The following is a 26,256-nucleotide window of genomic DNA, read 5'->3' on the forward strand; positions in this document are numbered from 1 at the left end:
CGCCTGTCCGCTACCGGCCCGAAATGATCGCCCGGGTTGCCGCGTCCGCCGCTTCGTCGGGCTTCCCGCCGGCCAGCAGCGCCAGGCCGTGGTCCAGCTGCGCCGACGCCATGCGGTCGAGGGCACGTCGAGTTTGCTGCCGGTCGCCGAGTCGTGCCCAGGCCCGGCCCTCCTGCGCGACCGCTTGGACGATCGCCGAGCCGTGGGCCGGCGCCATCGACTGAGCCTGTTGGGACAGCGCGATCGCCTGCTGGAAGTCGCCGGCGGTCAGCACGTCCCATGCCCAGGTCTCGAGGCACCAGGCGCGATCTCGGCGTGTCCGTCTGACCGGCCAGCCCGGCCGCGGTGGCCAGGTAGGCATCGGCAGCGGCTCTTTGGCGCAAGTCGATGTGCAGCGTGGCGCGGAGCAGGGCGAACCAGGCGCCAACGACCAGCAGTTGCCGATGCTGGTCGAGTGTCTTGCGGGCGTCCACAAGCGTGCCCACGTAGTCGAGATGGCGCCGGACCCGGGGCAGCAACCGCGCTGGCGGCGTCGTGGCGCACGCGATCGCCATGGTGTCGGCCGCCCGCTCCAGTCGATCGAGCGTTTCCGAACTGACGTCCGGGGCGGTCACCCGCCGGACGAGTTCAACCGCCTCCAGCTCAGCTTCCACGTCTTCCTCGGCGACCGACCGCAGCGGCGACCGGTCCGCAAGAACCGACCGCCGCACTCGACGCTACCCGCGCCGGAAACGAGTGCCGGCCGCTCTCGGAGTTCGCCCGATCACCGCGATCGAGAGTGGGCGATTTGGGTCATTGGCCTAAGATCGCGGGAATGTGGCTCACCCGGTTGTGGAGCAAGCACCACGAAGCGGCCAAGTTCCTGATGGTCGGCGGCGTCTGCTTCCTGGCGACAACCTTCATCAACTACGCCTTGAAGCTGACCGTCCTGCACGAGAAGCCGGTCACCGCCCTGGCCATCGCCACGCTGCTCAGCACGATCCTGTCGTACCTGCTGAACCGCGAGTGGTCGTTCCGCACCAGGGGCGGCCGCGAGCAGCATCACGAGGCCGCTCTGTTCTTCGCCGTCAGCGCCGTGGGCATCGTCCTCAACCTGATCCCGCTGGGCGTATCCCGCTACGTCCTGCACATGCGCGTCCCCGACGTGAGCCGCCCGGCCCAGGAGATAGCCGACTTCGTCAGCGGCATCATCCTCGGCACCTTGATCGCCATGGTCTTCCGGTTGTGGGCGTTCAAGAAGTTCGTCTTCCCTCACCCGGAAGCCCGTCCCCGCCCCACCTCCCGCCGGTCCGCCCCCGGCCCTCGAAGCCCCATCACCAACCACGAGCGCGCCAAACCCGCCCGCCGAGCCGCGAAATCCTCACGCCGCTGAATCATGGCTTCCGTGGTTCCCGCCGGCCGGCGTTCCGATGCGATCAAGGCTGGTTGGGCCCTGGCCGGCCTCGCGGATCCATGCCGCCGCGTTTCCGTTGCCCGGAAGGTGAGCCACTGGCGGCCGAATTCGTTTCGGCTAATGATCTTTTCGGCGCCGGGCCAACGGCGTAAGACGCGAACTGACGGGTACGAACGGATTACTGATTCGCCTGAGTGTGTGACGGTGGCGTGCACCTGACCACTTAGGATCCTGAGCCATGGCGGACTATCGTTCCCAGCGGAGAGATCCCAGCGATCCACCACAGCCGACTGGCGATAATCAGGACGTACGGGATTCCGCATTGCAACCTGCAAATCCCGTGGAGCCCCCGCTGTGGCGTCCTCCGGCCGAGCTTTACGCTCCGTCGCAATCGGCGGGCCATGGCGCTGTTCTGGCTGATCCGCGGCCGATTCCCTATCCGAAACGAAGGATTCCGGTAGTCGTCTGGGCCCTTCTCGCGATTCTGATCGTGCTGGTTCTCGCGGTCGTCTTCCTGCTCGGGCGCATCAGTGCCCAGCCGCAGGCATTGCCGCTCGGCACCGTGCCCTCGGAACGTACGCCCAGCAGCGAGCCCTCGAGCGTGCCGCCGGCACCCAGTCCTTCGGGCGGCCCGACGGGTACGGGGCCTTCCGGCGGCGCCTCGCCGGGCGTGGCCAACCCTGGGCAAGGAGCTGACGTTCAGTGGAGCGGAAAGGTGAGGATTGGTGACCAGGTCTGCATCAGTTTCGAAAATCCTCCGCCACGCCCGGCTGATGGCGCCTTCGCTGACCTTTGCTACCGGGCCGCTGACACCGCGCTCGAGGTGGTCGTTTGGACAAATGGATCTGTTTGGGACAGCTCGGAGGCGCCGTCAAAGGATCAATGTGTCGAAAGTCTGAGCACCAATGCGCTCTCGAGCGAGGAGAAGGTAAAGCTGCCGGCAAAAGGTAAGGCGCTTTGCTTGGGTGGAAATATGGGTGACAACGTGATTTTCGTACGGGTCAGATCTGCTGATTCGTCCGCTTCGGTGGTGGACGCCGTCATGTGGAACTGACGCGCCATTGTGAGTCGAGCCAGTCGTCCTCGGCTGCGTAGTCGAACCACCTCGCGGTCAGTTCGGCGTCGATGCCCGGTGGGGTCCAGGCGGGGTCTCGGGCGAGCTGGTCGAGCAGCGGGGTGACGGCGTGGGTGACCGTGGTGGAGTAAGTGCCGAGTGGGCGGTAGCCGAGGGCCTCGGCGGCGCTGGTGTCCAGGACGATCGGTGGGCGGGTGTGCCAGGGATGGCGGCCCAGGTGGGGTGGGGCGTCCTCGTTCAAGAGGACCGCGCGCCACTGGTGGCCGGTCAGGGCGGCGATCGCGCGTGAGATCGCCAAGCCGTCGGGGGTGTCGGGGTCGGCCGCGTTGAGGATGCGGCGGCCGGGCCGCTCCGCGACGGTCTCGGCCAGGGCGGCGATGTTGACCGCGGCAGACGGGTGGTCGGCGCCCCGGCCGTGGCCGGCCAGCAGGATCGCTGGGCGGCGGTCCGCGGCGCGCTTCACGAAATACCATTCGCGGGGCGGTGTGGCGCCCTCGCCGTGGACCTTCGACGGGCGCAGGACTGTCACGGGCCGGCCGCTGTCGAGAAGGACGTGCTCGGCGGCGACCTTGTTGGCGCCGTACCCCTCGGCGGAGTTGTACGGCATGTCGCCCGGCTTCATGGTGGGCTGCCGCTCGGTCACCGGAGCATCGAACCGGGGCGGGGAAGCCGAGTTGACGTGATTGCCGTCGGCGTCGACGTAGACCGCCTTGCTGGAGATCATGGCCGCCGAGCCGACGTCGCCGAGCAGCGGAAGCAGTAGCCGCGCCTGGGCGCCCGTGAAGCAGACACAGTCGAGCAGGAAGTCCAGCCCGCCCCCGACCGCCGCCGCCAGCCCCGCCGCGTCGTCACGGTCGACCGCCCGGAACCGCACGCCGGCCGCCTCCAGATCGGCGGGCATGTGTGCCGGGTCCCGTCCTGTGACAGTGACCCGCCATCCGGCCGAGACCAGGCGGCGCGCCACCGCCCGCCCGATCAACCCTGTACCGCCGATGACTACAGCCGACCGCATGACCAACCCCCGAATCCGTTCCCAGCGATCCATCATCCAGTTCCGGGACATCGGGTGGACGAAGAGTGTCCGGTTCGAACGCCCTCATCGTGAGCGAACGTGCGTGGACGATCGGAAACGGCCATCGGTACGTCCATTTCGATGACAAGGAGTCCAGAAAAGGCTCACATGAGCGTCGAAGATCCACCGCAGGCGGCCCACGACGGGGGCCGCCTCCGGTGGGGGTCGGGACGGTTTGGTGGCTGCGTGCGGTGGGGGTCGGGACGGGTGGTGGCTGCGTGCGGTGGGGGTCGGGACGGGTGGTGGCTGCGCGCGGTGGGGGTCGGGACGGGTGGTGGCTGCGCGCGGTGGGGGTCGGGACGGGTGGTGGCTGCGCGCGGAGGAGGTCGGGACGGATGGGGCCGCGGGCGGTGGAGGTCAGGACCGGCGGGGGACCACCAGGGGAGTGCCGGTTCGGGGGTGGGGGAGGACCTCGACGTCGTGTTGGTAGACGTCGGTCAAGAGGTCCTCGGTGAAGATGTCGGCGGGTGGACCCTCGGCTCTCACCTTGCCGGCGGCCAGGACGTAGACGCGGTCGGCGTAGGCGGCGGCCAAGCCCAGGTCGTGCAGGACCACTATCACCGCGGCGCCGGCCCTGGAACGTTCCAGGGCGACCTGGAGCACCAGCTCCTGATGGCGCAGGTCCAGCGCGGCAGTGGGCTCGTCCAGCAGGAGCAGCGGCGTCCGCTGGGCCAGGACCCGGGCCAGGGCGACCCGCGCCTGCTCACCGCCGGAAAGGGCCTGGAACGGGCGGTCGGCGAAACCGGTGACCTCGGTGCGCCGCATGGCCTCGGCCACGGCCTCGTCGTCCTCGGACGCCTCGGGGCGGCCCGCCCACGGGGCCCGGCCCATCTGGACCACCTCGCCGACGGTGAAGGGGAACGACAGCGCCGACCTCTGCGGCAGCACGGCGCGCTGCCGGGCCAGATCGATTCGCCTGTACGACCTCAGGTCGCGCCCGGCGATCTCGATGCGCCCGGGAGTGGGCAGATCGCCGGACAGCGCCGCCAGCAATGTGGACTTGCCGGCGCCGTTCGGGCCGACCAGGGCCACCACCTCGCCCGGGTCGGCGTGCAGGCCGACACCGTCGACGACCTTGCGGCCGCCCAGGATGACCTCGATGCCTGTCGCTTTCATCCCCAGCCTCCGGACTTGGCTCGGGTTCGGCGCAGCAACCAGAAGAAGGCGGGGCCTCCGACCACCGCGGTCAGCACTCCGAGGGGAAGCTCCTGATAGTCGATGGCCGTGCGGGCTATCAGATCCCCCAGGACCACGACCACCGCGCCGCCGAGGGCGCTGGCCGGGATCAGCACGCGGTGGCCGGGGCCGGCGACCATGCGGATCAGGTGGGGGACGACCAGGCCGACGAAGCTGATGATGCCGGTGAACGCCACCGCCGACGCCGTCAGCAGGGCCGTGGCGGTGATGGCGATCAGGCGCAGGCGTTCGGTGTCCACGCCCAAGTGGCGGGCGGGCGCCTCGCCCAGGGCCAGCAGGTCCAGGCGGCGGGCGATCACGACGGAGACGCCCAGGCCGGCGAGAGCGCAGGGTGCCGCCACCGAGACGGCGCCCCAGGTGGCCTGGGCCAGGCTGCCCAACTGCCAGAAGGCGATTGCCCGTACGCCGTCGTCGTCGGTCAGGAACATCAGCAGGCCCAGCAGGGCGCCGGCCGTGGCGTTGACGGCCACGCCGGTGAGGACCAGGGTGACGACCTCCGTGCGGCCGTTGGCGCGGCTCATGGCGTACACCATGAAGGTTGTCAGAATTCCGCCCAGGAAAGCGGCGGCCGCCGTGGTCCAGATGCCGAAGACGGTGACGCCGCTGACGATGGCGGCGGCGGCGCCGACCGCGGCGCCCGAGGAGACGCCGATGACGCCCGGTTCGGCGAGGGGGTTGCCGAAGACGCCCTGCATGAGGGCGCCCGCGCAGCCGAGGGAGGCGCCGACGACGACGGCCAGCGTGACGCGGGGGAAACGGACCAGCCAGAGGGCGTTCTCGCCCTGCACGGCCGACGGCGTCGGGCCGAGGTCGAGGCCGAGGCGGTGCAGCAGCGAGCCGGCCACCTCGGCCGGGGAGATGGGCACCTGACCGCGGCCGGCGGCCAGCAGGCAGACCGCGATCAGGGCGACGGCCAGGCCGCCGATCAGGCCGATGCGGGCCGGCCCGCGAAGGTGGGCGGGTACCCGCAGGCGGGGTGTCCGTGCCGATTTCGGCGGCACGGACGGCGACTGCGGGGGTGTGGTCAGCTGCATGGGCCGTAGACCGCCTTCGCCAGGGCCTCCACGGCCTTGCCGGTGCGGCCGCCGAAGTTCAGCAGGACGCCGTCGTCCATGTCGACGATGCGGCGGTTGACGCCGGCCGGGGTCTGCGCGACGCCCGGCAGCTTCAGGAGGCCCTCGACGCCGTTCACCGAGTTGAGGCCCTCGGTCATGACCAGGATGACGTCGGGGGCGGCGTTGATCAGGCCCTCGCTCGTCAACGGGCGGAACTTCTTCAGGCCGGCGGCCGAGCCCGCGTCCTCGGCGCCGATCGCCTCGATCATCGCGTCGGAACCGGCGTCCTTGCCGCCGATGAGGAAGACGCCGGCGGTGCCACGGACGTACAGGAAAGCAATTTTCAGTTTCTTGCCTGTGGTGGGTGCCGTCTTCCTGGCCGCGTCGATCTCGGACTGGACCCGGGTGACGAGGCGCTCGCCGGCCTCCGGAACGCCGAGGGCGGCGGCGACGGCGCGGATGTGCTTGGGTACGCCGGCCATGGTCTGCTGGTCGTCGATCATGACGACGGGGATGCCGGCCTCGCGGATCTGGGCGAGCGCGGTCGCCGGGCCGATGCTGTCGTCGGCGAGGATCACGGTCGGGTTGAGCTTGAGGATGGCCTCGGCCGACAGGTCGTGGCCCTGCGGGGTGACCAAGGGGAGCTTGGCCGCGGACGGGAACGTGGTCGAGGTGTCACGACCGACCACATTGGAGCCGAGGCCGAGGCTGAAGACGAGCTCGCCGAGCGAGCCGTAGAGGTTGACCGCGAGGATGCGGTCGGCGCTCTTCACGGTGACCTTGCGGCCGTCGGCCGAGGAGACCGTCACCGGCAGCTTGGGTACGGGCTTGGGGTCGAGCGGGGTCACATCCTCGCTGGCCAGTTTGGCGGTCGAGACGCCGCAGCCGTTCGCGGCGGCGGCCGGCTCGGCGCCGACCTCGCTCACCGAGGTGCAGCCGGTGAGCAGGAAAGCCGCCAGAGCAACAGCGGCGGTGGTACGGCGGATCACAGTTCCTCCTTGACGCCGGCGGGAGTGCCGACGGCGGCGGGGGACCGGCGGCGGCGGAGCCGGCCGATCACCGCGGCGCCGAGCATGCCGGCGATGAACGCCCCGCCGATGGCCCACCAATGGCCGAGCGGGGTGGCCGAGCTGGTGCGGTTGAGCGCGGTCGAGTCCACGGTGTCCATCGCGACGGCCGTGGTGGCGGCCGGTGGGGCCGCGGTCGCGAGCTGAACGCTCGGCGGCCCGGCCGGCGTCTTCTGGCCGCCGGCCGGCGCGGTCGAGCCGGAGCCGGAGCCGGTCGAGCCGGAGCCGGAGCCGGTCGAGGTGGAACCGGAGCCGGTCGAGGTGGAACCGCCGGATGTGCGAGCGGGCGCCACCGTGGCGGCCGGCGCGTTGGCCGTGGGCGTGTTGGCCGTGGGCGCCGCGAAGCGCACGGGGATGCGTACATCCTGAGATCTGTCGCTTGTCCGGGTGTGGTCGTTGCGCGTGACGATCGCGCATCCCTTCACCACGCAGTCGACATCGCCGATCATCTGGCTGACGTTGATGCTCACCTTGAACGAGCCGCCCTTGCCGTACGGCTTGGCCAGGCCTTCGCCGTACGAGGGCGGGTTGGAGGAGATCCAGGCGGACGAGCCGGAGGCGCCGGACATGTCCGCCCCACCGCCGCAGGGCGAGGGCATCACGCCCGCGCCGTTGTCCACACAGAACGCCACGTATATGCCCTTGGTCACGTCGTAGCCACTGCCCGAGACCGTCACGGTCTCGCCGGCGCGCTTCAAGCCCTTGGTCTTGGAGACCGAAAGATGCTTCGCGGCCTGCGCGGGGGCGCCGATTCCGAGGGTTGCGAGCAGGACCGAGGCGGTGACCGTCACCGCGGCGCGGCCGATGCGCACTTTGCCTCCCAGCGAAATTTGATCTTGCTTTTGATCATGAGTTTAGGTGAGGCTACCCTAACCACGCTCGCTGCTGCGGGCGCAACCAACCATGGAAGGAACTCTCATGGGCACAACCCACGGCCCGAAGCGGGTCGCGCTCTGGGTCGGTGCGATCACCGTCGGCGCGGCCGCCGCGCTGACCGCCACCGCTCCCGCCCTGGCCGCTCCGGTCAGCGTCGGCGGTGGAACCCTGGACTGGGGCTTCAAGGCGTCGTTCCGGGCGTACGTCTCCACCGGCAACGGCACCCCGCCGATCGCGGTGAGCAACGGCGCCGTCCGCAACGCCGACGGGACGTTCGGTTTCGCGGCGAAGAGCGGCACGTACGACGCCGCCGCGGGCACGGCCGAGGTGAAGTACGGCGGCACCGTCGTCTTCTCCTACCCGGCCCACCTGTTCGAGATCACCGTGGCCAACCCCACCCTGGTGGTGGACGGCGACGGCACCGGCTCGCTCAAGGCCGATGTGGACCTCGAGGCCAACAACGGCACCACCGACCAGCACCTCGACCAGGCCGAGATCGCCACCCTGGTGACCACGGCCCCGTCGGTCGAGGGCGGTGCCGTCAAGTTCTCGAACCTGGGCGCCACCCTCACCGCCGCCGGTGCCAGCGCCTTCGCCGGTTTCTACACCGCCGGCACGGCGCTCGACCCGGTCTCGGCGTCGGCCTCCGCCTCGGCGACCGACCCGACTGATCCGACCGACCCGACCGACCCGACCGACCCTGGTCAGGGCGGCAACTCGGCGTCGCAGACGATCAAGGCGGCGGTCACCGGTGGCGCGCTCACGCTGACCTCCTCCGGCTCGCAGGTGGCCCTCTCGGCGGCGACGCCGGGCCAGTCCGCGACCGGAAACCTGAACGCGGTCACGGTCAGCGACCTGCGTGGCACCAACTCCGGCTGGGACCTGGTCGGCCAGGTGACCGACTTCAAGTCGGCCGCCGGCGGCGCCATCCCGGCCAACAACCTCGGTTGGACGCCGACCGCCTCCGTCGCCACCAGCAGCCTCCAGGCTGCGGCGGGCGTGCAGAACGCGGTCACCCCGGGTAGCCCGGCTGCCCCCGGCTCCGGCCTGGGCGACAGCCACACCCTCTGCAAGGCCGCGACGGGGAGCAGCCTCGGCAGCTCCACCTGCGGTGCGGCGCTCGAGCTCGGCGTGCCCGAGTCCAGCGCGGCCGGTGAGTACAGCGCGGTTCTCACCCTGACGCTCGCCTGATTCTTCGTCAGGCGGGGCCTGAGACCGGCCGGGGATACCGAAATTATCCCCGGCCGGCTTGGTACATCGTAAGGAGCAACATGATCGTCCGAGGCGCGCTGGCCGCCGTTCTTCTATTTGTGCTGGCCCCGGCGCCCGCGCAGGCCGCGGTGAAGGCGGACGGCGTGCGCTGGTCCGTGCAGCCCTCCACCGCGAAGGGCCCGGACGGCCGCGACTACATCATCCGGCGGGCCGCGCCCGGCGAGCGGCTCACCGACTACGTCGGCATCACCAATCTCACGACCAAACCGCTGACCTTCAGTGTGTACGGAACGGACGCGTACACCACGCAGGACGGGTCGTTCGCGCTTCTGGCGGCCGCGCAGAAGCCCACCGACGTCGGATCCTGGATCGGCCTGGCCGCCTCGAAGTACACGGTGCCCGCCAACACCCGGCTCGACGTGCCGTTCTCGGTCAGCGTGCCGGCCAACGCGACCCCCGGCGACCACGCCGGCGGGGTGGTCACCTCCATCGCCCAGGAGACGACCGGCGCCGACGGCCAGAAGGTGCTGGTCGACCAGCGCGTCGCGTCCCGCGTCTACCTCACCGTGGCCGGCGCGGTCGCCCCGCGGCTGACCATCGACAACGTCCGCATGGAGTACAGCCAGTCGGCCAACCCGGCCGACGGCGGCTCGATGACCGTGCGCTATCTCGTGCGAAACGCCGGAAACCTGCGGCTGAGCGGCACCGGCTCGGTGAAGGTGACCGGGCCGTTCGGCTGGAAGCTCGCGCAGACCGACGCCATGGACATCCCGGAGCTGCTGCCCGGTGGCTCCATCACGATCACCGAGAAGATCACCGGCGTCCAGCCCACCGTGCGCCTGGCGGCCGATGTCGACGTCCAGCCGGTGTATTTCGCCGAGAAACTCCCGCCGGTCGCCCGCAGCACCAACGTGTGGGCGTGGCCGTGGGCGCTGATCGCCGTGATCGGCGTTGCCCTGCTCTACCTCGCCTTCCGGTTCGCCCGTCGTCGCCGCAAGCCCACCCCACTCGCCAAGGACGTGACCCCATGAGCGATTTCGCCGCCCGCCTCCGCCGCGCCACCATGGTCGAGCACCGTGAGGCCGAGACCCGCAGCTTCATCTCGCGCCTGATGGCCGGATCGGTGTCCCGTGAGGGTTTCGCCGCCCTCACCGCGCAGTACCTCTACATCTATCGCGAGCTGGAAGCGGCCGCTGTCGCCATGCGCGCGAACGAGCACGGTCGCGCGTTCGCCGATCCGGCCCTGTTCCGCGTGAAGACGCTGGAAGCCGACCTGGCCCACCTCTACGGCCCGGCGTGGGAGACGGACATCGCGCCGGCGGCCGCCACCGTGCAATACGTTGAGCGTTTACGGTCGTTCGCGCACGAAAGCGCACCGCACTTCATCGCCCACCACTACGTGCGCTATCTGGGCGACCTCAGCGGCGGCCAGCTCGTCGGCAAGTCGGTGGCCCAGACGTACGCGCTGGGCCGCGCCGGCACGCAGTTCTACTCGTTCGACGGCATCGAGGACGCCCGCACGTACAAGATCGCGTACCGGGTGCGGCTGGACGCGCTGCCCTTCACCGGCGAGGAGGCGGCCACCACCATCGACGAGGCCCAGCTGGCGTTCCGGCTCAACGCGGCCGTCTTCTCCGAGCTCGGCACCGCATACCCGGAGGACGTCGTCTCCGCTGCCTGACCCTTACACCTCGAGCGTCTGCTCGATGATCCGGAGCTTGTGGCGGGCCATCGCCAGGTTGGCGTTGTCCCGCCGCAGCACCAGGTAGATGAACAGGCCCTGCCCGTTGCGGCCGGTCACCGGCCGCATCAGGTGATATTGCGTGTCCAGCGTGACGAGGACGTCCTCGATCCGCTCCTGGATGCCGAGCATGTCCATGGTGCGCAGCTTGGCCCGCAACACCTCGGTGTTGACGGCGGCCGCCACCGCCACGTCGAGATCGTTGGTGCCGCCCGCGGTGCCCAGCGCCATGCCGCTGCCGTGATCGACGACGGCCGCCCCGATCGCCCCGCCCAGCTGCAGCGCGTCCTTGAGCGCCACGTCCATCTCCGCCATGTCTGACCCTCCACAGTGTCGTCGCCTGACCCGATGATGTCCGACTTTTTCGATGCCTCGTCGCACTCGCTGTCCGGTCCGCGCCGCGCTGTGAGACGAAGCTCAGGACGTACGCCGGAGAAGTTGCAGTTGTTTGCAATTAGGTCTTTATGGAGTGCGCGTGTCGGTGCCGCTGTATCAGGCGAAAGCGGAGATGTTCCGGGTCCTCGGCCATCCGGTCCGCATCCGCGTCCTCGAACTCCTGCAGGACGGCCCGCGCCCGGTGCGCGACCTGCTGTCCGAGATCGACGTCGAGGCCTCGGGCCTGTCGCAGCAACTGGCGGTCCTCCGGCGGGCCGGCGTGGTGGTGTCGTTCAGAGACAAAGGCCTGGTGATGTACGCCCTGAGCACCACCGCCGTGGCCGACCTGCTGGCGGCCGGGCGGCGCATCCTGCGCGAGGTGCTGACCGATCGCGACGAGCTGCTCAAGCTCCTGTCTTGATGACGGAGACGGCACTGACCGGCGTGCGGTTGAGACGGCTCAGGGTGGTGCCCTTGTCACCCCAGGAACCATCGGCCCAGCGAGCCTCCCGCTCGGCGAGCAGGGCGGAGTAGGTGGCGGCCGGCAGCCGATCGACCCGAAGACTCCAGGCGATGCCGGTGCCTTCGGGCCTGGTCGACCCCAGATAGATCGTGTACGGCGCGGCGGCGCCCTCGACGATGTCGACCTTCCCGTCGAGATAGCACCGCCCGTTCACACAGACGAGCACGGCGAGAACGGTGCCGGTCGCTTTGACATCAGCGGCGGAAACCGTGAAGCGCGCGTCGAACGGATAGGGCACCTTGCTCCCGTCGGCCGGCGCCACGATGCGAGTCGCGGTCTTGGCCGCCGGCGCCGCCGCGGTCGTCGGGGCGATTGTTTTCGCTGGCGGCCTTGCTGGCGTCGAGGACGTGCGCGGCCGGTTTGTCGCCGGCGCGGTGGTCGCCGTCGTCGTTGTGGTGGCGCCCGTCGTGGGCACGGCCGAGGGGACTGCGGGTGGAACGGCGGCGGGGGGTGCCTCGGCCTCGACCCGCGCGACCGCTCCGGAGGCGGTGGGGGCGGCCGACGGCATCGGATCGCCGGGGCGGGCGAGGATCGCCGTCGCCGCGATGACCGAGCCGACCAGGATTCCCGCCGAGGCGATGATCCAGGACTTCCTGCTCGAAGTCCCCGCCGAACGCTCCGATTCCGCCGGCCCGTCGGGGGTGGGGAGAGCGGCGCCGGGAGTGCGCTCGGTGGCGCCGGCGGTGGGAAGGGCGGCGCCGGGAGTGCGCTCGGCGGCGCCGGCGGTGGGGAGGGCGGCGCCGGAGGTGGGCAGCGGCGCGCTTGGTGGGGAGTACTGGGTGGGCAGTGGGGGGATCGGTTTCTGGGGTGGGGCTGAGATCGGGGCTGCCGGTGGGGGCGCGTCCGGGATGACGATCTGCGGCGGCGGGGCGTCGGGCCATTCGGGGCTGGCCTTCTCGATGGCAACGTCCACGTAGGCGCGGGCGTGCTCCACCACCCAATGCTCCTGGCCCAGGGCCGCTGGGCCGTGGGTGGCGACCTCGGTGAAGCTGGTGCGGGCCACGTGGCGGTTGCCCAGCTCCTCGGCGACGGTGCCCAGGTCGTGCGCCAGCATGACCGCGAGTGGATCCGTCGCGGCCAGCCGATGACCTGCGGCCCGGGCCTCCTCCAAGAGGCGGCGGGCGGACATCGGGTCGCCGGCCCGGGAGTGCAGCGTGGCCAGGTCGCGCATGGCCGCCAGCAGCTCCGGGTCGCCGCCGGCCAGGGCTGCGCGGCTGCCCTCCACGACTTGTTCGAGCAGCTCGCGCGCGCCCTCGGCGTCGCCCGCCTCGGCCAGGTCCTGAGCCTTCTTCCGTGCCTGGGGGAGCGCGTTGATCTCGAACACCCCGCCATGCTGCCCGTCGATGGCCTTCGGCGCCACCCCGGGGGCTCAGGAGGGTTGGGGCGCGCTGAACAGGGCTACGAGGCTTCCCGGGGTTCCGGCGCCGGTCACCATCTCGAAGTCGCGGGCGGCTTCGAGGGCCTCCTCCTCGGAGCGGGGGAACAGTGCGGCCTCGTACTCGGTGAGGGCGGCCTCCACGTCGCCGGGGTGGGTGGCGATGGCCTTGGCCAGCTCGGCGCCGTCGTACATGGCCAGGTTGGCTCCCTCGCCGTTCGGCGGGGACAGGTGGGCGGCGTCGCCCAGCAAGGTGACGCCGGGGATGCGGGGCCAGCGGTGGCCGACCGGCAGGGCGAAGATGGGGCGCAGCACCGGCGGGGTCTCGCCGTCGGTGATCAGGGCGGTCAGCTCCGGCGCCCAGCCTTCGAACTCGGCCGCCACCCGGGCGGCGGCCTCGGTGGCGTCGGTGAAGTCGATGGCGGCGAACCATTCCTGGGGGCGGGCCAGCGACACGTACGTGTGCAGCACGCCGTTCGCCTCGCGGTGGGCCTGGATGCCCCGGCCCGGTTCGGGGGCCAGCAGTGCGCCCTCGCCGACCGCCCTCGCGGCGGCCGGGTGGCGCTCGTCGGCGTCGTACAGGTAGGTCTCGACGAACGATGTTCCGTAGTACTCGGGCTTGGCGTCCGAGAGCAGTGGGCGTACGCGGGACCAGGCCCCGTCCGCGCCGACCAGCACCTCGGCCGTGACCGTCGTGCCGTCGGCGAACGTCACCTCGTGGCGGCCGTCGGCCAGCGGGTGGACGCCGGTGACCTTGTGGCCCCACCGCACGGTGCCCTCGGGCAGGGAGTCGAGCAGCATGCGCCGCAGGTCGCCGCGGAGGATCTCGGGGCGGTGGCCGGTGCCGTCGTCGGGCTGGTCGAGCAGGACCGTTCCGTCGTGGGCGAGGACCCGCGTCGCCTCGGCGCCGGCGTGGATGAGGGTGCGGAACTCGTCGTACAGGCCGGCGTCCTGAAGGGCCTTCTGGCCGTTGTGCTCGTGGATGTCGAGCTGGCCGCCCTGGGTGCGGGCGGCCGGTGACTCGTCGGCCTCGTAGACGGTGGCGGCGATGCCGTGGACGTGCAGGACGCGGGCGAGCGTGAGGCCGCCCAGCCCGGCGCCGATGATCGTGATCATGATGAGGACCCCTCTCCGTGGAACGTTGTTCCAGACCAGCTTGGAACGGCGTTCCGTGCATGTCAAGATGGGTGCATGGCAGGTAGGACGCGGAACACAGAGCGGCGCGAGGACGCGCTCTCCTCCGAGCGCATCGTCGGTGCGGCGATCGAGATGCTCGACGAGGGCGGCGAGAGCGGGCTGACCTTCCGGGCGCTCGCGGCGCGGCTCCGGACCGGGGCCGGCGCGATCTACTGGCACGTGGCGAACAAGGACGAGCTGCTCTCGGCGGCCACCGGCCAGGTGATGGCGGGCGCGATCGCGGCCGAGGTGGCCGAGCACACGCCCGAGGACGCCATCCGGGCGCTCGCCGTGGGGGTCTTCGACGCCGTCGACGCGCACCCGTGGGCCGGCGCCCAGCTGTCCCGCGTGCCGGTCCAGCCGGTCATGCTGCGCCTCTTCGAGCGGGTCGGGCGGCAGATCCAGGCGCTCGGCGTGGCCCCGGCCGACCAGTTCACCTGGGCCTCGGCGCTGCTCAACTACATCCTGGGCGTGGCCGGGCAGAACGCGGCGCTGGCCCGCGCGGTGGCGCCGGGCACGAACCGGCCCGAGTTCCTGGGCGCGATCGCGTCCGAGTGGGCGAGCCTGGACGCCGCCGAGTTCCCGTTCATCCGGGCCGTCGCGGGCCAGCTGCCGGCCCACGACGACCGCGACCAATTCGTGGCCGGCGTCGACCTGATCCTGGCCGGAGTGACCGCCCAGCGCAGGCCGGTGCCGCGCCAGCCGGGCTCAGCAGACAACGGGGTCAGTGCGACTCGCGCGACACCCGATCCCCGCTCGACCCGATGAGGAAGTCGAGATCGGCCCCGGTGTTGGCCTGGCCGACGGTGTCCACGTAGAGCTTCTCCCACCCCCGCTTCGGGGTGGCGAACGCCTCGACGGTGGCCGCCGACGGCGCCCGCGCCAGCAGCTCGGCGTCGGGGACGTCGACGTACAGCTGCCGGGCCGGCACGTCGAGCACGATGATGTCCCCGGTCCGCACCAGCGACAGCGGCCCGCCCGCGGCCGCCTCCGGCGCGACGTGCAGGACCACCGTGCCGTACGCCGTCCCGCTCATCCGCCCGTCGCAAATCCGCACCATGTCGCGCACGCCGAGCTCGAGCAGCTTGGCCGGCAACGGCATGTTGGCCACCTCGGGCATGCCCGGATAGCCCTTCGGGCCGCAACCCCGCAGCACGAGCACCGAATCGGCCGTCACGTCGAGGTCCGGATCGTCCAGGCGGGCGTGCAGGTCCTCCACCGAGTCGAAGACGACCGCCGGGCCCCGGTGTCGCAGGAGCGAGGGCGACGCCGCGGCCGGTTTGATGACCGCCCCGTCCGGGGCCAGGTTTCCGTAGAGCACCGCGATGCCGGCGGCGGGGATCAGCGGCTCCTCCCGGGCCCGGATCACTTCACGGTCGTACACCAGAGCGGTTTCCAGATAGTCCGTCAGCGGCCTTCCGGTGACCGTCAGCGCCGAGGGATCGAGCAGATCGCGGATCTCGGTGAGCACCGCGTGCAGTCCGCCGGCCCGGTAGAAGTCGTCCATCAGGAACCGGCCGGCCGGCAGAAGATCGACCAGCAGCGGCACCTCCGACCCGACCGCGTCGAAATCGTCCTGCGTCAGCTCGATGCCGAGCCGACCGGCGATGGCGAGCAGGTGCACCACCGCGTTGGTCGACCCGCCGATGGCGGCCAGCGCCACGATGGCGTTCAGGAACGAGCCCCGGCTCAGAACGGCCGACGGCCGTCGCTCCTTCTGCACCATCTCCACGATGAGCACGCCGGTCTCGTGTGACATCTCCAGGAGGCGGCTGTCCGGCGCCGGGGTGCCCGCGATGCCCGGCAGCGTCATGCCGAGCACCTCCGCCAGCAGTCCCATCGTCGACGCCGTGCCCATCGTGTTGCAGTGCCCGCGGCTGCGGATCATCGAGGACTCGGACCGGGTGAACTCGGCCGCGCTCAGCGTGCCCGCCCGCACCTCTTCCGACAGCTTCCACACGTCGGTGCCGCAGCCCAGGGGAACGCCACGGAAGGTGCCGGTGAGCATCGGGCCGCCCGGCACGACGACGGCCGGCAGATCGACCGAGGACGCGGCCATCAGCAGCGACGGGATCGTCTTGTCGCAGCCGCCGAGCAGCACGACCCCGTCGATCGGGTTCGCCCGCAGCATCTCCTCGATCGCCATCGCCGCCATGTTGCGCCACAGCATCGCGGTCGGCCGCACCTGCGTCTCGCCGAGAGACACCACCGGCAGATTCAGCGCGATCCCACCGGCCTGATAGATGCCGTCGGAGACGCTGCGGGCCACCTCGTTCAGGTGCGCGTTGCACGGCGTCAGATCGCTCGCGGTGTTCGCGATCGCGATGTGCGGCCGGCCGTCGAAGGCGTCGGCCGGCAGCCCCCGGCGCATCCAGGCCCGGTGGATGTAGCTGTTGCGATCGTTCCCGCCGTACCACTCAGCGCTCCGCATGGCCGGACTCTAACCCCCTCGGTGGCTGTTTTAGAAGCCCTCTTTCACGATGACGGAACATCGGTCTAACATTCGGAACATGACCGAGACGCAGGACGAGGCACGGCTGGTCGGCGCCGACCGCGTGCTGGCCGTCCTGGCCGAGCTCGCCCGGCACGCCGACGGCGTCGGCCTCGACGAGATGGCCCGCGCCATGGCCAGCCCCAAACCCACGGTGCACCGCGCCCTCGCCTCCCTGCGCCGGGCCGGCTTCGCCGCCCAGGACGGCCACGGCCGCTATGTGCTGGGCGACGAGTTCCTGCGCCTCGCCTTCGCCCACCACGAGGCCCGGCCCGATCACGTCCGTGTCCTGCCCGTGCTCGAAGCGCTCAGTGAGCGCTACGGTGAGACCGCCCACTACGCGACGCTCGACGGCCGCTGGGTGGTCTACCGCTCGAAACTCGACCCGCCGACCGGGGCCGTGCGCCTCTCCTCGGTCGTCGGCGGCCGCAACGCGGCGCACACCACGGCGGTCGGCAAGTTGCTCCTGTCAGGCATTCTCCGCAGTGAACAGGCTGTGCGGGACTGGATCGGCGACATTCCGCTGACCACCCCGACGCCGACGTCGATCGGCACGGCCCCGGAGTTGTACGAGGAACTGGTGCGCACCCGGGAGCGCGGCTTCGGCGTCGACAACCAGGAGAACGAGGCGGGCGTGAACTGCCTGGCGGTGCCGGTGTTCCTGAACTCGCCGTCGGCGCCGAGCGGGGCCGTGAGCGTCAGCGCGCTGGCCTATCGGACGCCGCTGGAGCGGCTCATCGAGGACGTGCCGGTGATTCGAGCGATCGTGGAGGAGCCGGCATGAGCGCGAGCTTCGAGGCCCGGGTGGCCTGCTCACAGACGTACACCCTGGGAGAGGGACCCCTCTGGGACCGCGACCGGAATCGGCTTCTCTGGGTCGACATCGAGGCCGGCCTGGTCTGCGCGGGCAAGCTCGACCGCCGCACCGGCGCCGTCCGCGTCACCGAGACCTGGCAGTTCAACGATCTCGCGTGCGCGGTCGCCGTCGCCCGTGACGGCGACCTGCTCGTCGCCGAAAGGCACCATCTGACCTGGGTACGTCCCGACGGCAGCCGGGAACGCCTGGTGCGCCTGGTCGACGGCGAGGGCAGCCGCCTCAACGACGGCGCCGTCGACCCCCAGGGCCGGTTCGTGGTCGGCAGCATGGCGCTCGACGGCCGTCACGAGCAGGAGCAGCTGCTGCGCTGGGACGGCAACGGCATCGCCGTGCTCGACGACGACCTGACCCTCTCGAACGGGCTCGCCTGGAGCCCGGCCGGCGACCGCCTCTACAGCATCGACTCCATCCCGGGCGTCGTCTACGAGCGCGACTATCCGGGCGGGGCCCGCCACGAGCTGTTCCGGGTCACCGACGGACTGCCCGACGGGCTGTGCGTCGACAGCGACGGCAACCTCTGGATCGCCGTCCACGAGCGGGGTGAGGTGCGCTGCTTCACGCCCCGCGGTGAACTTCTGGCCACCGTCACCGTCGCCGCACCGAAGACGACCAGCGTCGCCTTCGCCGGGCCTGATCTCGACCTTCTCGTCATCACGGCCGCCGAGGGTCCGCTGTTCACCGCGCGGGTCGGCGCAGCCGGCCTGCACACGCCGTACTGGCACCACTAGGGAGAAACACGTGTTGCTCATGCGTATCGGCGCCCCCGGCGCCGAGAAGCCGGTCGTCCGCGTCGACGAGGGTCACTACGTCGACGTGTCCGACCTGACCGCCGACTTCGACGAGCGCTTCTTCGGCACGGGCGGCCTCGCCCGCCTGGCCGAGCCGGTCGCCGAGCGGGTCGCGACGGGTGACGTGCTGCCCTTCGGTGACGTCCGGATCGGCGCCCCGATCGCCCGGCCGCACCAGATCCTGTGCATCGGCCTGAACTACAGCGACCACGCGGCCGAGACCGGCGCCGCCGTGCCGGACGAGCCGATCCTGTTCACCAAGTCGCCCAACACCCTGATCGGGCCCAACGACGACGTCCGCATCCCGCGCCACTCCGTCAAGACCGACTGGGAGGTCGAGCTCGGCATCGTCATCGGCGCCCGCACGTCCTATCTGGACTCGGTCGAGCAGGCCCGCGACGCCATCGCCGGCTACGTGCTCGTCAACGACGTCTCCGAGCGCGAGTTCCAGCAGGAGCGTGGCGGCCAGTGGTCGAAGGGCAAGTCGGCCGAGACGTTCAACCCGGCCGGGCCGTGGCTGGCCACGGCGGACGAGATCGCGGACGTCCGCGACCTGGACATGTTCCTCGACGTCAGCGGCGTCCGCCGGCAGACCGGCAACACCAAGACGATGATCTTCGACCCGTACTACATCGTGCACTACCTGTCGCAGTTCCTGGTGCTGGAGCCGGGCGACCTCATCAACACCGGCACCCCGCCCGGCGTCGGCCTCGGCATGAAGCCGCCGGTCTATCTCAAGCCCGGCGACGTGATGGAGCTCGGCATCGCCCGCCTCGGCACCGCCCGGCAGAACGTGGTCGGCCCCCGCTGATGCGAGCGCTCGTCTTCACCGGCCCCGGCAAGGCCGCGGTCGAGGAGGTGCCGCCGCCGGTCGCCCAGCCCGGCCAGGTGGTCATCGACGTCGACCGCGTCGGCGTCTGCGGCACCGACGTCGAGCTGTTCACCGGAGCGATGAGCTATCTGGAGACGGGCGAGTCCTCCTACCCGATCCGGCCCGGCCACGAGTGGTGCGGTGTGGTCACCGCGCTCGGCGACGGCGTCGGCCCCTCGTGGCTGGGCAAGCGGGTCACAGGCGACACGATGATCGGCTGCGGCCAGTGCCGGCGCTGCCGGCGCGGCCGGCACTGGGTCTGCGAATCGTTGCGCGAGCTGGGCATCCGGGGCCTGCCCGGTGCGCTGGCCCAGCAGCTGGCCTATCCGGCGCGGTTCCTGCACGCGCTGCCCTCCCCGGTCGGCGTCGAGGCGGGCGCGATGGTCGAGCCGGGCGGCAACGCGCTGCGCAGCGTCCTGGCCGCCGACGTCCAGGCCGGCGACCGGCTGCTGGTGCTGGGCACCGGGACGATCGGGCTGCTGGCCGCTCTGTTCGCCCGGGCCCGGGGCGTGTCCGTACACCTGATGGGCCTGCCCGCGGGTCTGGCCAAGGCGCGCGAGCTCGGCTTCGCCGACGTCTGGACCCAGGAGACGCTGCCGGACGGGCCCTGGGACGGCGTCATCGACGCCACCAACGCGACGACGTCGCCTTCGCTGGCCCTGCACCAGGTCGAGCCGGGCGGGCGTGTCGTCTACATCGGACTCTCCTCCACCCCGAGCACGATCGACACCCGCTCGCTGGTGCTCAAGGACGTCACCGCGGTGGGCATTCTGGGCGCGTCGGCCGGGCTTTCCGGAGCGATCGAGGCGTACGCCTCGGGCGCCGTCGACCCGCGGCCGCTCGTCGCGGCCACGGTGGGCCTGGAGGAGATCGTCGAAGTGTTCGAAGGCCGCCGCTACGACGGCGGGCCGAAGGTTCTCGTGGATCCGCGACTGTGAAAGGCCCCTCGTATGTCTGAATTCCAAGGCCTGACCGCCATCGTCACCGGCGGCGCGTCCGGCATCGGCCTGGCCACCGCCCAGCTGCTGGCCGGCCGGGGCGCACAGGTGGCCTGCCTCGACCTGAACCCGTCGGTCGACGAGCCGCTGCTGGGCCTCAAGGCCGACGTCACCGACGACGCCTCGGTCCGCTCGGCCGTGGAGCAGGCGGCGGCCGAGTTCGGCGGCATCGACATCGTCGTCAACAACGCCGGCATCGGCGCGCAGGGCACGGTCGAGGACAACGACGACGCGGAGTGGCGCCGCGTCTTCGACGTCAATGTGCAGGGCATGGTCCGTACGAGCCGGGCCGCCCTGCCGTTCCTGAGGCGCTCCCAGCACGGGGCCATCGTCAACGTCTGCTCGATCGCCGCCACCGCCGGTCTGCCGCAGCGCGCCCTCTATTCGGCGACCAAGGGCGCGGTGCAGTCGCTCACCCTGGCCATGGCCGCGGACCACCTGCACGAGGGCATCCGGGTCAACTGCGTCAACCCGGGCACCGCCGACACGCCGTGGATCGGGCGCCTGCTGGACAAGGCGGACGACCCGTCGGCCGAGCGTGCGGCCCTCGCGGCCCGGCAGCCGAGCGGCCGCCTGGTGACGGTCGGCGAGGTCGCCGCCGCCATCGCCTATCTGGCGAGCCCGCTCGCGTCGGCCACCACCGGGGTGGCGCTGGCCGTGGACGGCGGCATGCAGGGTCTCAGGCTGCGGCCGCGTTCATAGCGTCAGCACCAGTTTTCCCCTGACCCCGCCGTTCTCGAGGCGGCGGTGCGCCTCGGCCGCCGCCTCCAGGGGGAAGGTCGCGGCCACCCGGGTCTTGAGCGTCCCGTCGGCCACGGCCGCGATCAGGTCACGCAGGGCGTCCCGGTCGGGCTCGACGAGGACGAGGGTGTGCCCGTCGTCCGGGATCGGGCGGGTCGCCACCACTACGTCGCCCTTGATGCCGCCCAGCGGAACGGCGTCGAGCACGGCCGGCACCGGCCGGTCGAGCTCCGCCCCGCGCGGGATCACGCTGTGGACGCCCAGCCCGCGCACCCACTCCTCGTCGTCGTGGGTCGCGCACGCGAGCACCATGTGGCCCCGCTTCAGCGCCAGCTGCGCCGCGAACCCGCCCACGCCGCCGCTGGCGCCGGTGACCAGGATCGTGCTCGGGCCGGTCAGCTCCATGACGTCCAGCGCCCGGTGCGCGGTGAGCCCGTTGAGCGGCACGGTGGCCGCCACGACCGGGTCGAGCCCGTCGGGCAGCGGCACCACCGCGTCGGCGTCCATGGCCACCAGCTCGGCATAGCCGCCGGTGGCGCCCCGGGTGAGATGCCACGGCACCATCCCGGCGACCCGGGTGCCGGCCGGCAGATCGCCGTCGCCGGTCACCACCTCGCCGGCGATGTCCCAGCCCAGCAGGAACGGCGGCGGCACGGGGCCGCCCGGGATCTGCCCGACGCGGGCGGCGACGTCGGCCGGGTTGACGGTGGCGGCGAGGACCCGTACGAGAATCTGCCCCTCGCCCGGCACCGGATCGGGCCGCTCGACCAGCTGGAGAACCTCGGGCCCGCCGAGCGCGGTGACCTCTACGGCACGCACGACGTCACCCGAGCTTCTCGAGCAGCCGAGCCAGCTCCTGGTCGACCGCGCCCCGGTCGTACCCCCGGAGCGCCACCGAGAAGTTGGCCTCGCTGATCGCGGTCCGCGCCGCCGCCTGCGACACCGTGTTGCCGGAGGCGAGCGCCTCCTCGGCGAGCGAGACGACCTGGTCGACCTCGGCCCGCGTGTAGCCCCGCAGCACCACCACAAAGTCTCGAGACATGGACAACAATCTACGCTGTTCGCATGATGGTTCTCCCGGACGGCCGCCGCACGAATGTCCGTGTCGGTGGCGATCCCGGCGGGCGGCCGGTGCTGTTCCACCACGGGACGCCCTCCACGAGGCTCGCGGCCGGCCTGGGCATCGGCCGGTTCGCGACGGTGGGTGTCTCCGGGGGAGGGCCGTACGCCCTGGCCACCGCGCTGGCCGCTCCCGGCCGCGTCTCCGGGGTGGCCATGGTCGCGGGCATCGGCCCGTGGCGGCTGATCAACCCGGTCGATCCCGATGACGAGGAGCGCCAGCTGCTGGCTGGGGCCGACGCTGGGGACATCGGGGCCGCCCTGGCCGGCTTCCGCCGTCAGCTGGCCGCGGAGAACGGCGACATTCTGGCTATTGTGGACGATGAGGCTCGGCCGACCGCCTGGTCCCGCCGTCGCACGGCCGCTGGCTGGCCGGCCGGCTGCCCGGCGCCACGTTGACGGTCTTCCCCGGAGCCGGACACGGCACGGTGAGCTACGACCGCTGGGACGAGATCTTCGCGGTGTGATGGCCGGCGACCGCGGTGGCGAGCTCGATGGCCGGCCGGTACGCGTCGACCTGGTCCGCCGTCCAACCGAACGCCTTGTCGTGCGTCACGATTCGGTAGATCAGGGCACGGATGAGCATCTGGCCCCACTGAGGAAGGTGGGACCGGCCGGTGAGCAGGCCGGGCGGCGCGCCGTACCAGCACAACGCGTCGACGACCGCGACAGCTGATGCCCATGAGCGGGGCCGCCAGTAGACGGACCAGTCGATGATCGCCGGCGGGAGTCCATCGGCGAACAGGACGTTGCCGAGCAGGTCGCCGTGCACCACTTGTGAGACAAGGCCGACCGGCCGGCGAGCCTCCACCAGGGGCCGCAGCAGATTCATCGCGGCCGGGGATCCCTCGACGGGCAACTCCTCCCAGGCGACGCGATCCCCGTGCGACCAGGGCTCATCGCGGAGATCCAGGAAGGCCGGCCGCGGCAGGCCGCTGATGGCCGTGTGGAAGGCTGTTCCGGCCCGGAGGACATCGTCGGGGCGACGGACATCGGGCTCGCCCTCGACGAGACGGGCGGCCTCCCAGCCGTCGGCCACCCAGGCGCCGTCCCTGGTCCGGACGGGCCGGGCAAACCTGAAGTCCGGCGAGTCCGGCAACTCGTGGAGCACTTCGGCGCGCCACAGTGTCTCGGGGAGAAACTCCACCGGTTTGACGACCAGCGGGCCGGCCGACCACGTCCCGCCTTTCCCACCGGCCAGCAGGACCGGCTCATCGGTGATCCCGAACGCGTCCAGCACACTAGGGGGCGGCCGGCCGGCCGACGAAGTCACGCCGAGATCGTAAGTCAGAAGGAGCGCCCGTGTCCGCGTACGGCCCAGCGATTTTCATCTCCCGCCGCGACGGCGCCGAGCTGACCGAGGCGGAGCGGCAGCGCGTCCTGGAACTGGCTCGTGAGGCGGCCGCCCGTCTGCGCCTCCGGGACGAGAACGGTGAGCCCGCCCGGCCGCGCCCGCACGGCTACGAGGAGGGCACGCTGGCAGTGCTGCTGCATTCGGGCTACGTCTACAGCCAGATGCCCGCCCCGATTCAGGCCGACCAGGACGACGTCTGGACCGCCGAGGGTGACCGCGTGACCGCCGAGATCGAGAAGGCCGTGCCGGGTGTCTACGCCTTCGAGGCGTACGGCGTCGAAGACTGAGCCCTGAGGTGGAAAGCGCCCCACGTGCGGAAGGGACGCCAGGCCTCGGACACCTTGTCCCGGGTGGCGGCGGCGCCGTAGAGCCGGGTGAGCTCGGCGGCGAAGCGGGGCTCGTGGTGGGGGACGGCGTCGGGGTGGTTGGCGCCGCGCAGGACGACCAGCTCGGCGCCGAACGGGCCCAGGCCGGTGATCTCGCGGACGGCGGCGATGGCGGACGGGGCGTCCAGCGCCCGCAGGTGGCTGCCGTCGAGGCGGCCGTCCAGGGCGGCCTCGGCGACCGCGTGCAGATATTCGGCTTTGCGGCCGAACAGGTCGAGGTCGAGGGTGCGCAGCTTCTGGGGTGCGGGGAAAGCGCCGTCCTCGAGCAGCTCGGCGCGTTGCCGGGCCGCCTGCGTCCGGCGTACCCGCTGGGTCAGAACCGCCCACGCCGCGGCCTCGTAGGGGGAGAGGAAGCCGCACGGCCGAAGGCCGGGCATGGCTCTCTGAACCTCGGCCATGACCGGGTCGCGGTCGCCGACCTCCGGCCAGCCGCGGGCGTCGATGTCGAGGGACAGGAAGCGGACGACCTGGACGGTGGCGGCGTCCAGGTCGCCGGGGCCCTCGACGGTGATGTGGGCGGCCGGGCCGTCCTGGCGGACGGTCGCGGTGGCCACGGTCCAGTCGTGCTCGGCGCGGAAGACGGTCCGCAGGGTGGAGGATGACGAGGGCTGGTCGCGCAGGGCGGCCGGAGCGAAGCCTTCCCAGAAGGCTCGGCAGACGGCCAAGGACCAGGGGCCTTCGACATTGTGTACGGAGGTGAGCCGCGCCATCTCAGGCCTTGTCGTGAACGGTGATGGCGTAGCCGTCGAGGTCGCGGAACGTGAAGGTGCGCCCGAACGGGCCGTCGACGGGGTCGGTGACGATCGGGACGCCGGCCGCGGCCAGGTCGTCGTGCAGCGACTGGGCGTCGTCGGCGAGCAGCCAGAGGGCCACGCCGGCGCCGGGGTGGGTGAGGTCGGTGCCGGGCAGCGGGGTGCGCAGGGCGAACGGGACGGGGCTGGTGCCGAAGACGACCGCGTGCGGCGGGCCGGCGGCGCGGCGCAGGCCGAGGTGGGTCTCGTAGAAGTCGGCGGCGGCGTCTAGGTCGCGCACCTGTAGTGAGATGAAGTCGGGTCCGGTGACCGGCATGAGGATTCCTCTCGAACGTGGATGTCAGGAGACTGACATGAACGAGAGTATGTCAGGATGCTGACATGACGCAAGGCGTGGGGGACCTGGACCGGTCGGTCGGCTATGCGCTGAAGCTGGCCGCGTCGGCGCTCCGGGCGGCGATGGAGGCGGCGCTGCGGCCGCTGGGGCTCACGGTGTCGCAGTACTCGTGCCTGGAGGTGCTGGGCCAGCGGCCGGGCCTGTCGGCGGCCGAGCTGGCCCGCGCGGTCTTCGTCACCCGGCAGTCGATGCACGCGCTCCTGCTCGGGCTGGAGGAACGCGGCCTGCTGGAGCGGGCCGTCACGGCGCCGCAGGGCCGCGCGCTGCCGACCCAGCTGACCGACGCCGGCCGGGGGATTCTGGCCGAGGCCAGTGCCATCGTGGCCGGGGTCGAGCGCCGCATGACCGCGGCCTTCGACCGGGCGGCGGTCGGCCGTCTGGTGGCCGATCTGGCCGCCTGCGCCGAGGCCCTCAACGATTAGGCGAACTCCTCGACGCCCAAAACGCTCAGCAGGGCCAGGCGCTCGCGCGTCTCGGTGTCGGCCGGGGTCAGGACCAGCAGCTCCTGGCCCAGGTCGGGGGTGACCAGGGTTTCGCAGTCCATCACCAGGTCGCCGACCCGCGGGTGGGTCAGCGTCTTGCGGTCCATCCGGCGGACCGCCACCTCGTGCTCGGACCACAGGGCGCGGAACTCGTCGCTGGCCGCCGTCAGCCGGGCCACCAGGCGCTCGACGACCGGGTCGCCGGCGCGGCGGCCGGCCACCGCGCGCAGGTCGGCCACGAGCTGGCGGGAGTGGTGTTCACCCTCGGCGTCCGGGCGGACGCCGCGGGCCGCCGGATCGGTGAACCAGCGGTACGTCATGTAGCGGTCGTCCCCGGTGAAACGGGTCAGGTCCCCGGCCATCAGCCGGCTCATCCGGTTCTGCGCGAGCACCTCGCCCAGGTCCGACAGCACCATCGCGGGCGTGTCGCCGAGCAGGTCGAGCATGCGCAGCAGGCCGGCGCGGGCCAGGCGGGCCACGCCGTCGGCGGGCGGCGGCTGGTGGCCGGCCAGATGGAACAGGTGGGCGCGCTCGTCGTCGGAGAGCCGCAGGGCCCGGGCCAGCGCGGTCAGCAGCTGGGCCGAGGGCTGGCTGCTGCGGCCCTGCTCGAGGCGGACCACGTAGTCGACGGACATGCCGGCCAGCATGGCCACCTCCTCGCGCCGCAACCCGGCCGTGCGGCGGCGGGGGCCGCCGGCGATGCCGACCTCGGCCGGGCGGATCGCCTCACGGCGGCGGCGCAGGAAGTCGGCCAGTTGCTCACGTTCCATGCCCTTCATGCTGCCGCGCCGGTGCGGCCCGCATCCAGGGAGCGGCTCTCCCACGATAAAGAGTCCGATTTTGTACGCCGACATGCGCGCCCA

31 protein-coding genes are annotated in these 26,256 nt (G+C 71.6%); 15 read left to right on the forward strand and 16 right to left on the reverse strand.

Annotated features, from left to right (window positions below; translation table 11 throughout):
* Nucleotides 1-10 precede the first annotated feature (10 nt).
* Nucleotides 11-361: a hypothetical protein gene (locus ACFY36_RS41535; RefSeq protein WP_499751418.1), complete on the reverse strand. Its 351-nt coding sequence runs from the start codon at nt 359-361 to the stop codon at nt 11-13.
* A gap of 453 nt (nt 362-814) precedes the next feature.
* On the opposite strand from ACFY36_RS41535, the gene ACFY36_RS41540 reads away from it, so the two are divergent.
* Nucleotides 815-1,372 carry a GtrA family protein gene (locus ACFY36_RS41540; protein ID WP_499751419.1) on the forward strand — a complete coding sequence of 186 codons (558 nt, stop codon included), beginning with the start codon at nt 815-817 and terminating at the stop codon, nt 1,370-1,372.
* A gap of 259 nt (nt 1,373-1,631) precedes the next feature.
* Entirely contained in the window at nt 1,632-2,447 is an 816-nt protein-coding gene (locus ACFY36_RS41545) for a hypothetical protein (RefSeq protein ID WP_499751420.1), read from the forward strand.
* Here ACFY36_RS41545 and ACFY36_RS41550 read toward each other — a convergent pair.
* The 5 genes from ACFY36_RS41550 to ACFY36_RS41570 form a co-directional block, all read right to left on the reverse strand.
* Nucleotides 2,434-3,531, reverse strand: a complete 1,098-nt coding sequence (locus ACFY36_RS41550) for an NAD-dependent epimerase/dehydratase family protein (protein WP_499751421.1) — start codon at nt 3,529-3,531, stop codon at nt 2,434-2,436. The genes ACFY36_RS41545 and ACFY36_RS41550 overlap by 14 nt on opposite strands.
* Before the next feature lie 366 nt (nt 3,532-3,897).
* A complete protein-coding gene (locus ACFY36_RS41555; protein ID WP_499751422.1) occupies nt 3,898-4,656 on the reverse strand; it encodes a heme ABC transporter ATP-binding protein in 759 nt (252 codons plus the stop codon).
* Entirely contained in the window at nt 4,653-5,771 is a 1,119-nt protein-coding gene (locus tag ACFY36_RS41560; protein ID WP_499751423.1) for a FecCD family ABC transporter permease, read from the reverse strand. The genes ACFY36_RS41555 and ACFY36_RS41560 overlap by 4 nt, the downstream gene beginning before the upstream one ends.
* Complete coding sequence (locus ACFY36_RS41565; protein ID WP_499751424.1) at nt 5,762-6,781, reverse strand: heme/hemin ABC transporter substrate-binding protein; 1,020 nt, start codon at nt 6,779-6,781, stop codon at nt 5,762-5,764. Before ACFY36_RS41565 ends, ACFY36_RS41560 begins: the two co-directional genes overlap by 10 nt.
* Entirely contained in the window at nt 6,778-7,671 is an 894-nt protein-coding gene (locus tag ACFY36_RS41570) for a hypothetical protein (RefSeq protein ID WP_499751425.1), read from the reverse strand. Before ACFY36_RS41570 ends, ACFY36_RS41565 begins: the two co-directional genes overlap by 4 nt.
* Before the next feature lie 106 nt (nt 7,672-7,777).
* On the opposite strand from ACFY36_RS41570, the gene ACFY36_RS41575 reads away from it, so the two are divergent.
* From ACFY36_RS41575 to ACFY36_RS41585, 3 genes are all read left to right on the forward strand, one after another.
* A complete protein-coding gene (locus ACFY36_RS41575; protein ID WP_499751426.1) occupies nt 7,778-8,926 on the forward strand; it encodes an HtaA domain-containing protein in 1,149 nt (382 codons plus the stop codon).
* Nucleotides 8,927-9,006: 80 nt separating this feature from the next.
* Entirely contained in the window at nt 9,007-9,978 is a 972-nt protein-coding gene (locus tag ACFY36_RS41580; RefSeq protein ID WP_499751427.1) for a WxL protein peptidoglycan domain-containing protein, read from the forward strand.
* Nucleotides 9,975-10,628 carry a biliverdin-producing heme oxygenase gene (locus tag ACFY36_RS41585; protein ID WP_499751428.1) on the forward strand — a complete coding sequence of 218 codons (654 nt, stop codon included), beginning with the start codon at nt 9,975-9,977 and terminating at the stop codon, nt 10,626-10,628. The genes ACFY36_RS41580 and ACFY36_RS41585 overlap by 4 nt, the downstream gene beginning before the upstream one ends.
* Nucleotides 10,629-10,631: 3 nt before the next feature.
* On the opposite strand, the gene ACFY36_RS41590 is transcribed toward ACFY36_RS41585, so the two are convergent.
* On the reverse strand, nt 10,632-11,003 hold the full coding sequence (locus ACFY36_RS41590) for a hypothetical protein (RefSeq protein ID WP_499751429.1): 372 nt from the start codon (nt 11,001-11,003) through the stop codon (nt 10,632-10,634).
* Between the two features lie 160 nt (nt 11,004-11,163).
* Between ACFY36_RS41590 and ACFY36_RS41595 the strand changes: the two genes are divergently transcribed.
* Complete coding sequence (locus ACFY36_RS41595; RefSeq protein ID WP_499751430.1) at nt 11,164-11,484, forward strand: ArsR/SmtB family transcription factor; 321 nt, start codon at nt 11,164-11,166, stop codon at nt 11,482-11,484.
* Here the strand turns inward: ACFY36_RS41595 and ACFY36_RS41600 are convergent.
* Nucleotides 11,468-12,910, reverse strand: a complete 1,443-nt coding sequence (locus ACFY36_RS41600) for a tetratricopeptide repeat protein (RefSeq protein ID WP_499751431.1) — start codon at nt 12,908-12,910, stop codon at nt 11,468-11,470. The two genes, ACFY36_RS41595 and ACFY36_RS41600, sit on opposite strands and share 17 nt — an antisense overlap.
* A 45-nt stretch (nt 12,911-12,955) precedes the next feature.
* Nucleotides 12,956-14,077, reverse strand: coding sequence for an FAD-dependent oxidoreductase (locus ACFY36_RS41605; RefSeq protein ID WP_499751432.1), 1,122 nt, complete (start codon nt 14,075-14,077; stop codon nt 12,956-12,958).
* A 75-nt stretch (nt 14,078-14,152) separates the two neighbouring features.
* On the opposite strand from ACFY36_RS41605, the gene ACFY36_RS41610 reads away from it, so the two are divergent.
* On the forward strand, nt 14,153-14,905 hold the full coding sequence (locus ACFY36_RS41610) for a TetR/AcrR family transcriptional regulator (protein ID WP_499751433.1): 753 nt from the start codon (nt 14,153-14,155) through the stop codon (nt 14,903-14,905).
* Here ACFY36_RS41610 and ACFY36_RS41615 read toward each other — a convergent pair.
* Nucleotides 14,862-16,568, reverse strand: a complete 1,707-nt coding sequence (locus tag ACFY36_RS41615) for an IlvD/Edd family dehydratase (RefSeq protein ID WP_499751434.1) — start codon at nt 16,566-16,568, stop codon at nt 14,862-14,864. The two genes, ACFY36_RS41610 and ACFY36_RS41615, sit on opposite strands and share 44 nt — an antisense overlap.
* 79 nt (nt 16,569-16,647) lie before the next feature.
* Here ACFY36_RS41615 and ACFY36_RS41620 point away from each other — a divergent pair, with 79 nt between their 5' ends.
* The 5 genes from ACFY36_RS41620 to ACFY36_RS41640 are packed head-to-tail and all read left to right on the forward strand — an operon-like array spanning nt 16,648 to nt 20,864.
* A complete protein-coding gene (locus ACFY36_RS41620) occupies nt 16,648-17,412 on the forward strand; it encodes an IclR family transcriptional regulator (protein WP_499751435.1) in 765 nt (254 codons plus the stop codon).
* Complete coding sequence (locus tag ACFY36_RS41625) at nt 17,409-18,233, forward strand: SMP-30/gluconolactonase/LRE family protein (RefSeq protein WP_499751436.1); 825 nt, start codon at nt 17,409-17,411, stop codon at nt 18,231-18,233. Before ACFY36_RS41620 ends, ACFY36_RS41625 begins: the two co-directional genes overlap by 4 nt.
* Nucleotides 18,234-18,252: 19 nt before the next feature.
* Complete coding sequence (locus ACFY36_RS41630) at nt 18,253-19,104, forward strand: fumarylacetoacetate hydrolase family protein (protein WP_499751618.1); 852 nt, start codon at nt 18,253-18,255, stop codon at nt 19,102-19,104.
* Nucleotides 19,104-20,102 (forward strand): zinc-dependent alcohol dehydrogenase, encoded by a 999-nt coding sequence (locus ACFY36_RS41635; protein ID WP_499751437.1) that lies wholly within the window; start codon nt 19,104-19,106, stop codon nt 20,100-20,102. The genes ACFY36_RS41630 and ACFY36_RS41635 overlap by 1 nt, the downstream gene beginning before the upstream one ends.
* 12 nt (nt 20,103-20,114) lie before the next feature.
* Nucleotides 20,115-20,864, forward strand: coding sequence for an SDR family NAD(P)-dependent oxidoreductase (locus ACFY36_RS41640; protein WP_499751438.1), 750 nt, complete (start codon nt 20,115-20,117; stop codon nt 20,862-20,864).
* On the opposite strand, the gene ACFY36_RS41645 is transcribed toward ACFY36_RS41640, so the two are convergent.
* Entirely contained in the window at nt 20,859-21,722 is an 864-nt protein-coding gene (locus ACFY36_RS41645; RefSeq protein WP_499751439.1) for an NADP-dependent oxidoreductase, read from the reverse strand. The genes ACFY36_RS41640 and ACFY36_RS41645 overlap by 6 nt on opposite strands.
* A 4-nt stretch (nt 21,723-21,726) precedes the next feature.
* Complete coding sequence (locus ACFY36_RS41650; protein ID WP_499751440.1) at nt 21,727-21,945, reverse strand: hypothetical protein; 219 nt, start codon at nt 21,943-21,945, stop codon at nt 21,727-21,729.
* A 23-nt stretch (nt 21,946-21,968) separates the two neighbouring features.
* Between ACFY36_RS41650 and ACFY36_RS41655 the strand changes: the two genes are divergently transcribed.
* Complete coding sequence (locus ACFY36_RS41655) at nt 21,969-22,421, forward strand: alpha/beta fold hydrolase (RefSeq protein ID WP_499751441.1); 453 nt, start codon at nt 21,969-21,971, stop codon at nt 22,419-22,421.
* Nucleotides 22,422-22,455: 34 nt separating this feature from the next.
* On the opposite strand, the gene ACFY36_RS41660 is transcribed toward ACFY36_RS41655, so the two are convergent.
* Complete coding sequence (locus ACFY36_RS41660; protein ID WP_499751442.1) at nt 22,456-23,295, reverse strand: TIGR02569 family protein; 840 nt, start codon at nt 23,293-23,295, stop codon at nt 22,456-22,458.
* A gap of 29 nt (nt 23,296-23,324) precedes the next feature.
* Here ACFY36_RS41660 and ACFY36_RS41665 point away from each other — a divergent pair, with 29 nt between their 5' ends.
* A complete protein-coding gene (locus ACFY36_RS41665; RefSeq protein WP_499751443.1) occupies nt 23,325-23,663 on the forward strand; it encodes a hypothetical protein in 339 nt (112 codons plus the stop codon).
* Here the strand turns inward: ACFY36_RS41665 and ACFY36_RS41670 are convergent.
* Together ACFY36_RS41670 and ACFY36_RS41675 are read right to left on the reverse strand one after the other, a co-directional pair.
* Entirely contained in the window at nt 23,630-24,472 is an 843-nt protein-coding gene (locus ACFY36_RS41670) for a DNA-3-methyladenine glycosylase family protein (protein WP_499751444.1), read from the reverse strand. The two genes, ACFY36_RS41665 and ACFY36_RS41670, sit on opposite strands and share 34 nt — an antisense overlap.
* Before the next feature lies 1 nt (nt 24,473).
* On the reverse strand, nt 24,474-24,830 hold the full coding sequence (locus tag ACFY36_RS41675) for a VOC family protein (RefSeq protein ID WP_499751445.1): 357 nt from the start codon (nt 24,828-24,830) through the stop codon (nt 24,474-24,476).
* A 65-nt stretch (nt 24,831-24,895) separates the two neighbouring features.
* On the opposite strand from ACFY36_RS41675, the gene ACFY36_RS41680 reads away from it, so the two are divergent.
* A complete protein-coding gene (locus ACFY36_RS41680) occupies nt 24,896-25,333 on the forward strand; it encodes a MarR family winged helix-turn-helix transcriptional regulator (RefSeq protein WP_499751446.1) in 438 nt (145 codons plus the stop codon).
* Here the strand turns inward: ACFY36_RS41680 and ACFY36_RS41685 are convergent.
* The gene (locus ACFY36_RS41685) at nt 25,330-26,163 is read right to left on the reverse strand and encodes a helix-turn-helix transcriptional regulator (RefSeq protein ID WP_499751447.1); all 834 of its coding nucleotides are present in this window, start codon (nt 26,161-26,163) and stop codon (nt 25,330-25,332) included. The genes ACFY36_RS41680 and ACFY36_RS41685 overlap by 4 nt on opposite strands.
* Nucleotides 26,164-26,256: the final 93 nt, after the last annotated feature.

The organism is Actinoplanes sp. NPDC000266, from assembly GCF_042899005.1.
Lineage (GTDB): Bacteria > Actinomycetota > Actinomycetes > Mycobacteriales > Micromonosporaceae > Actinoplanes.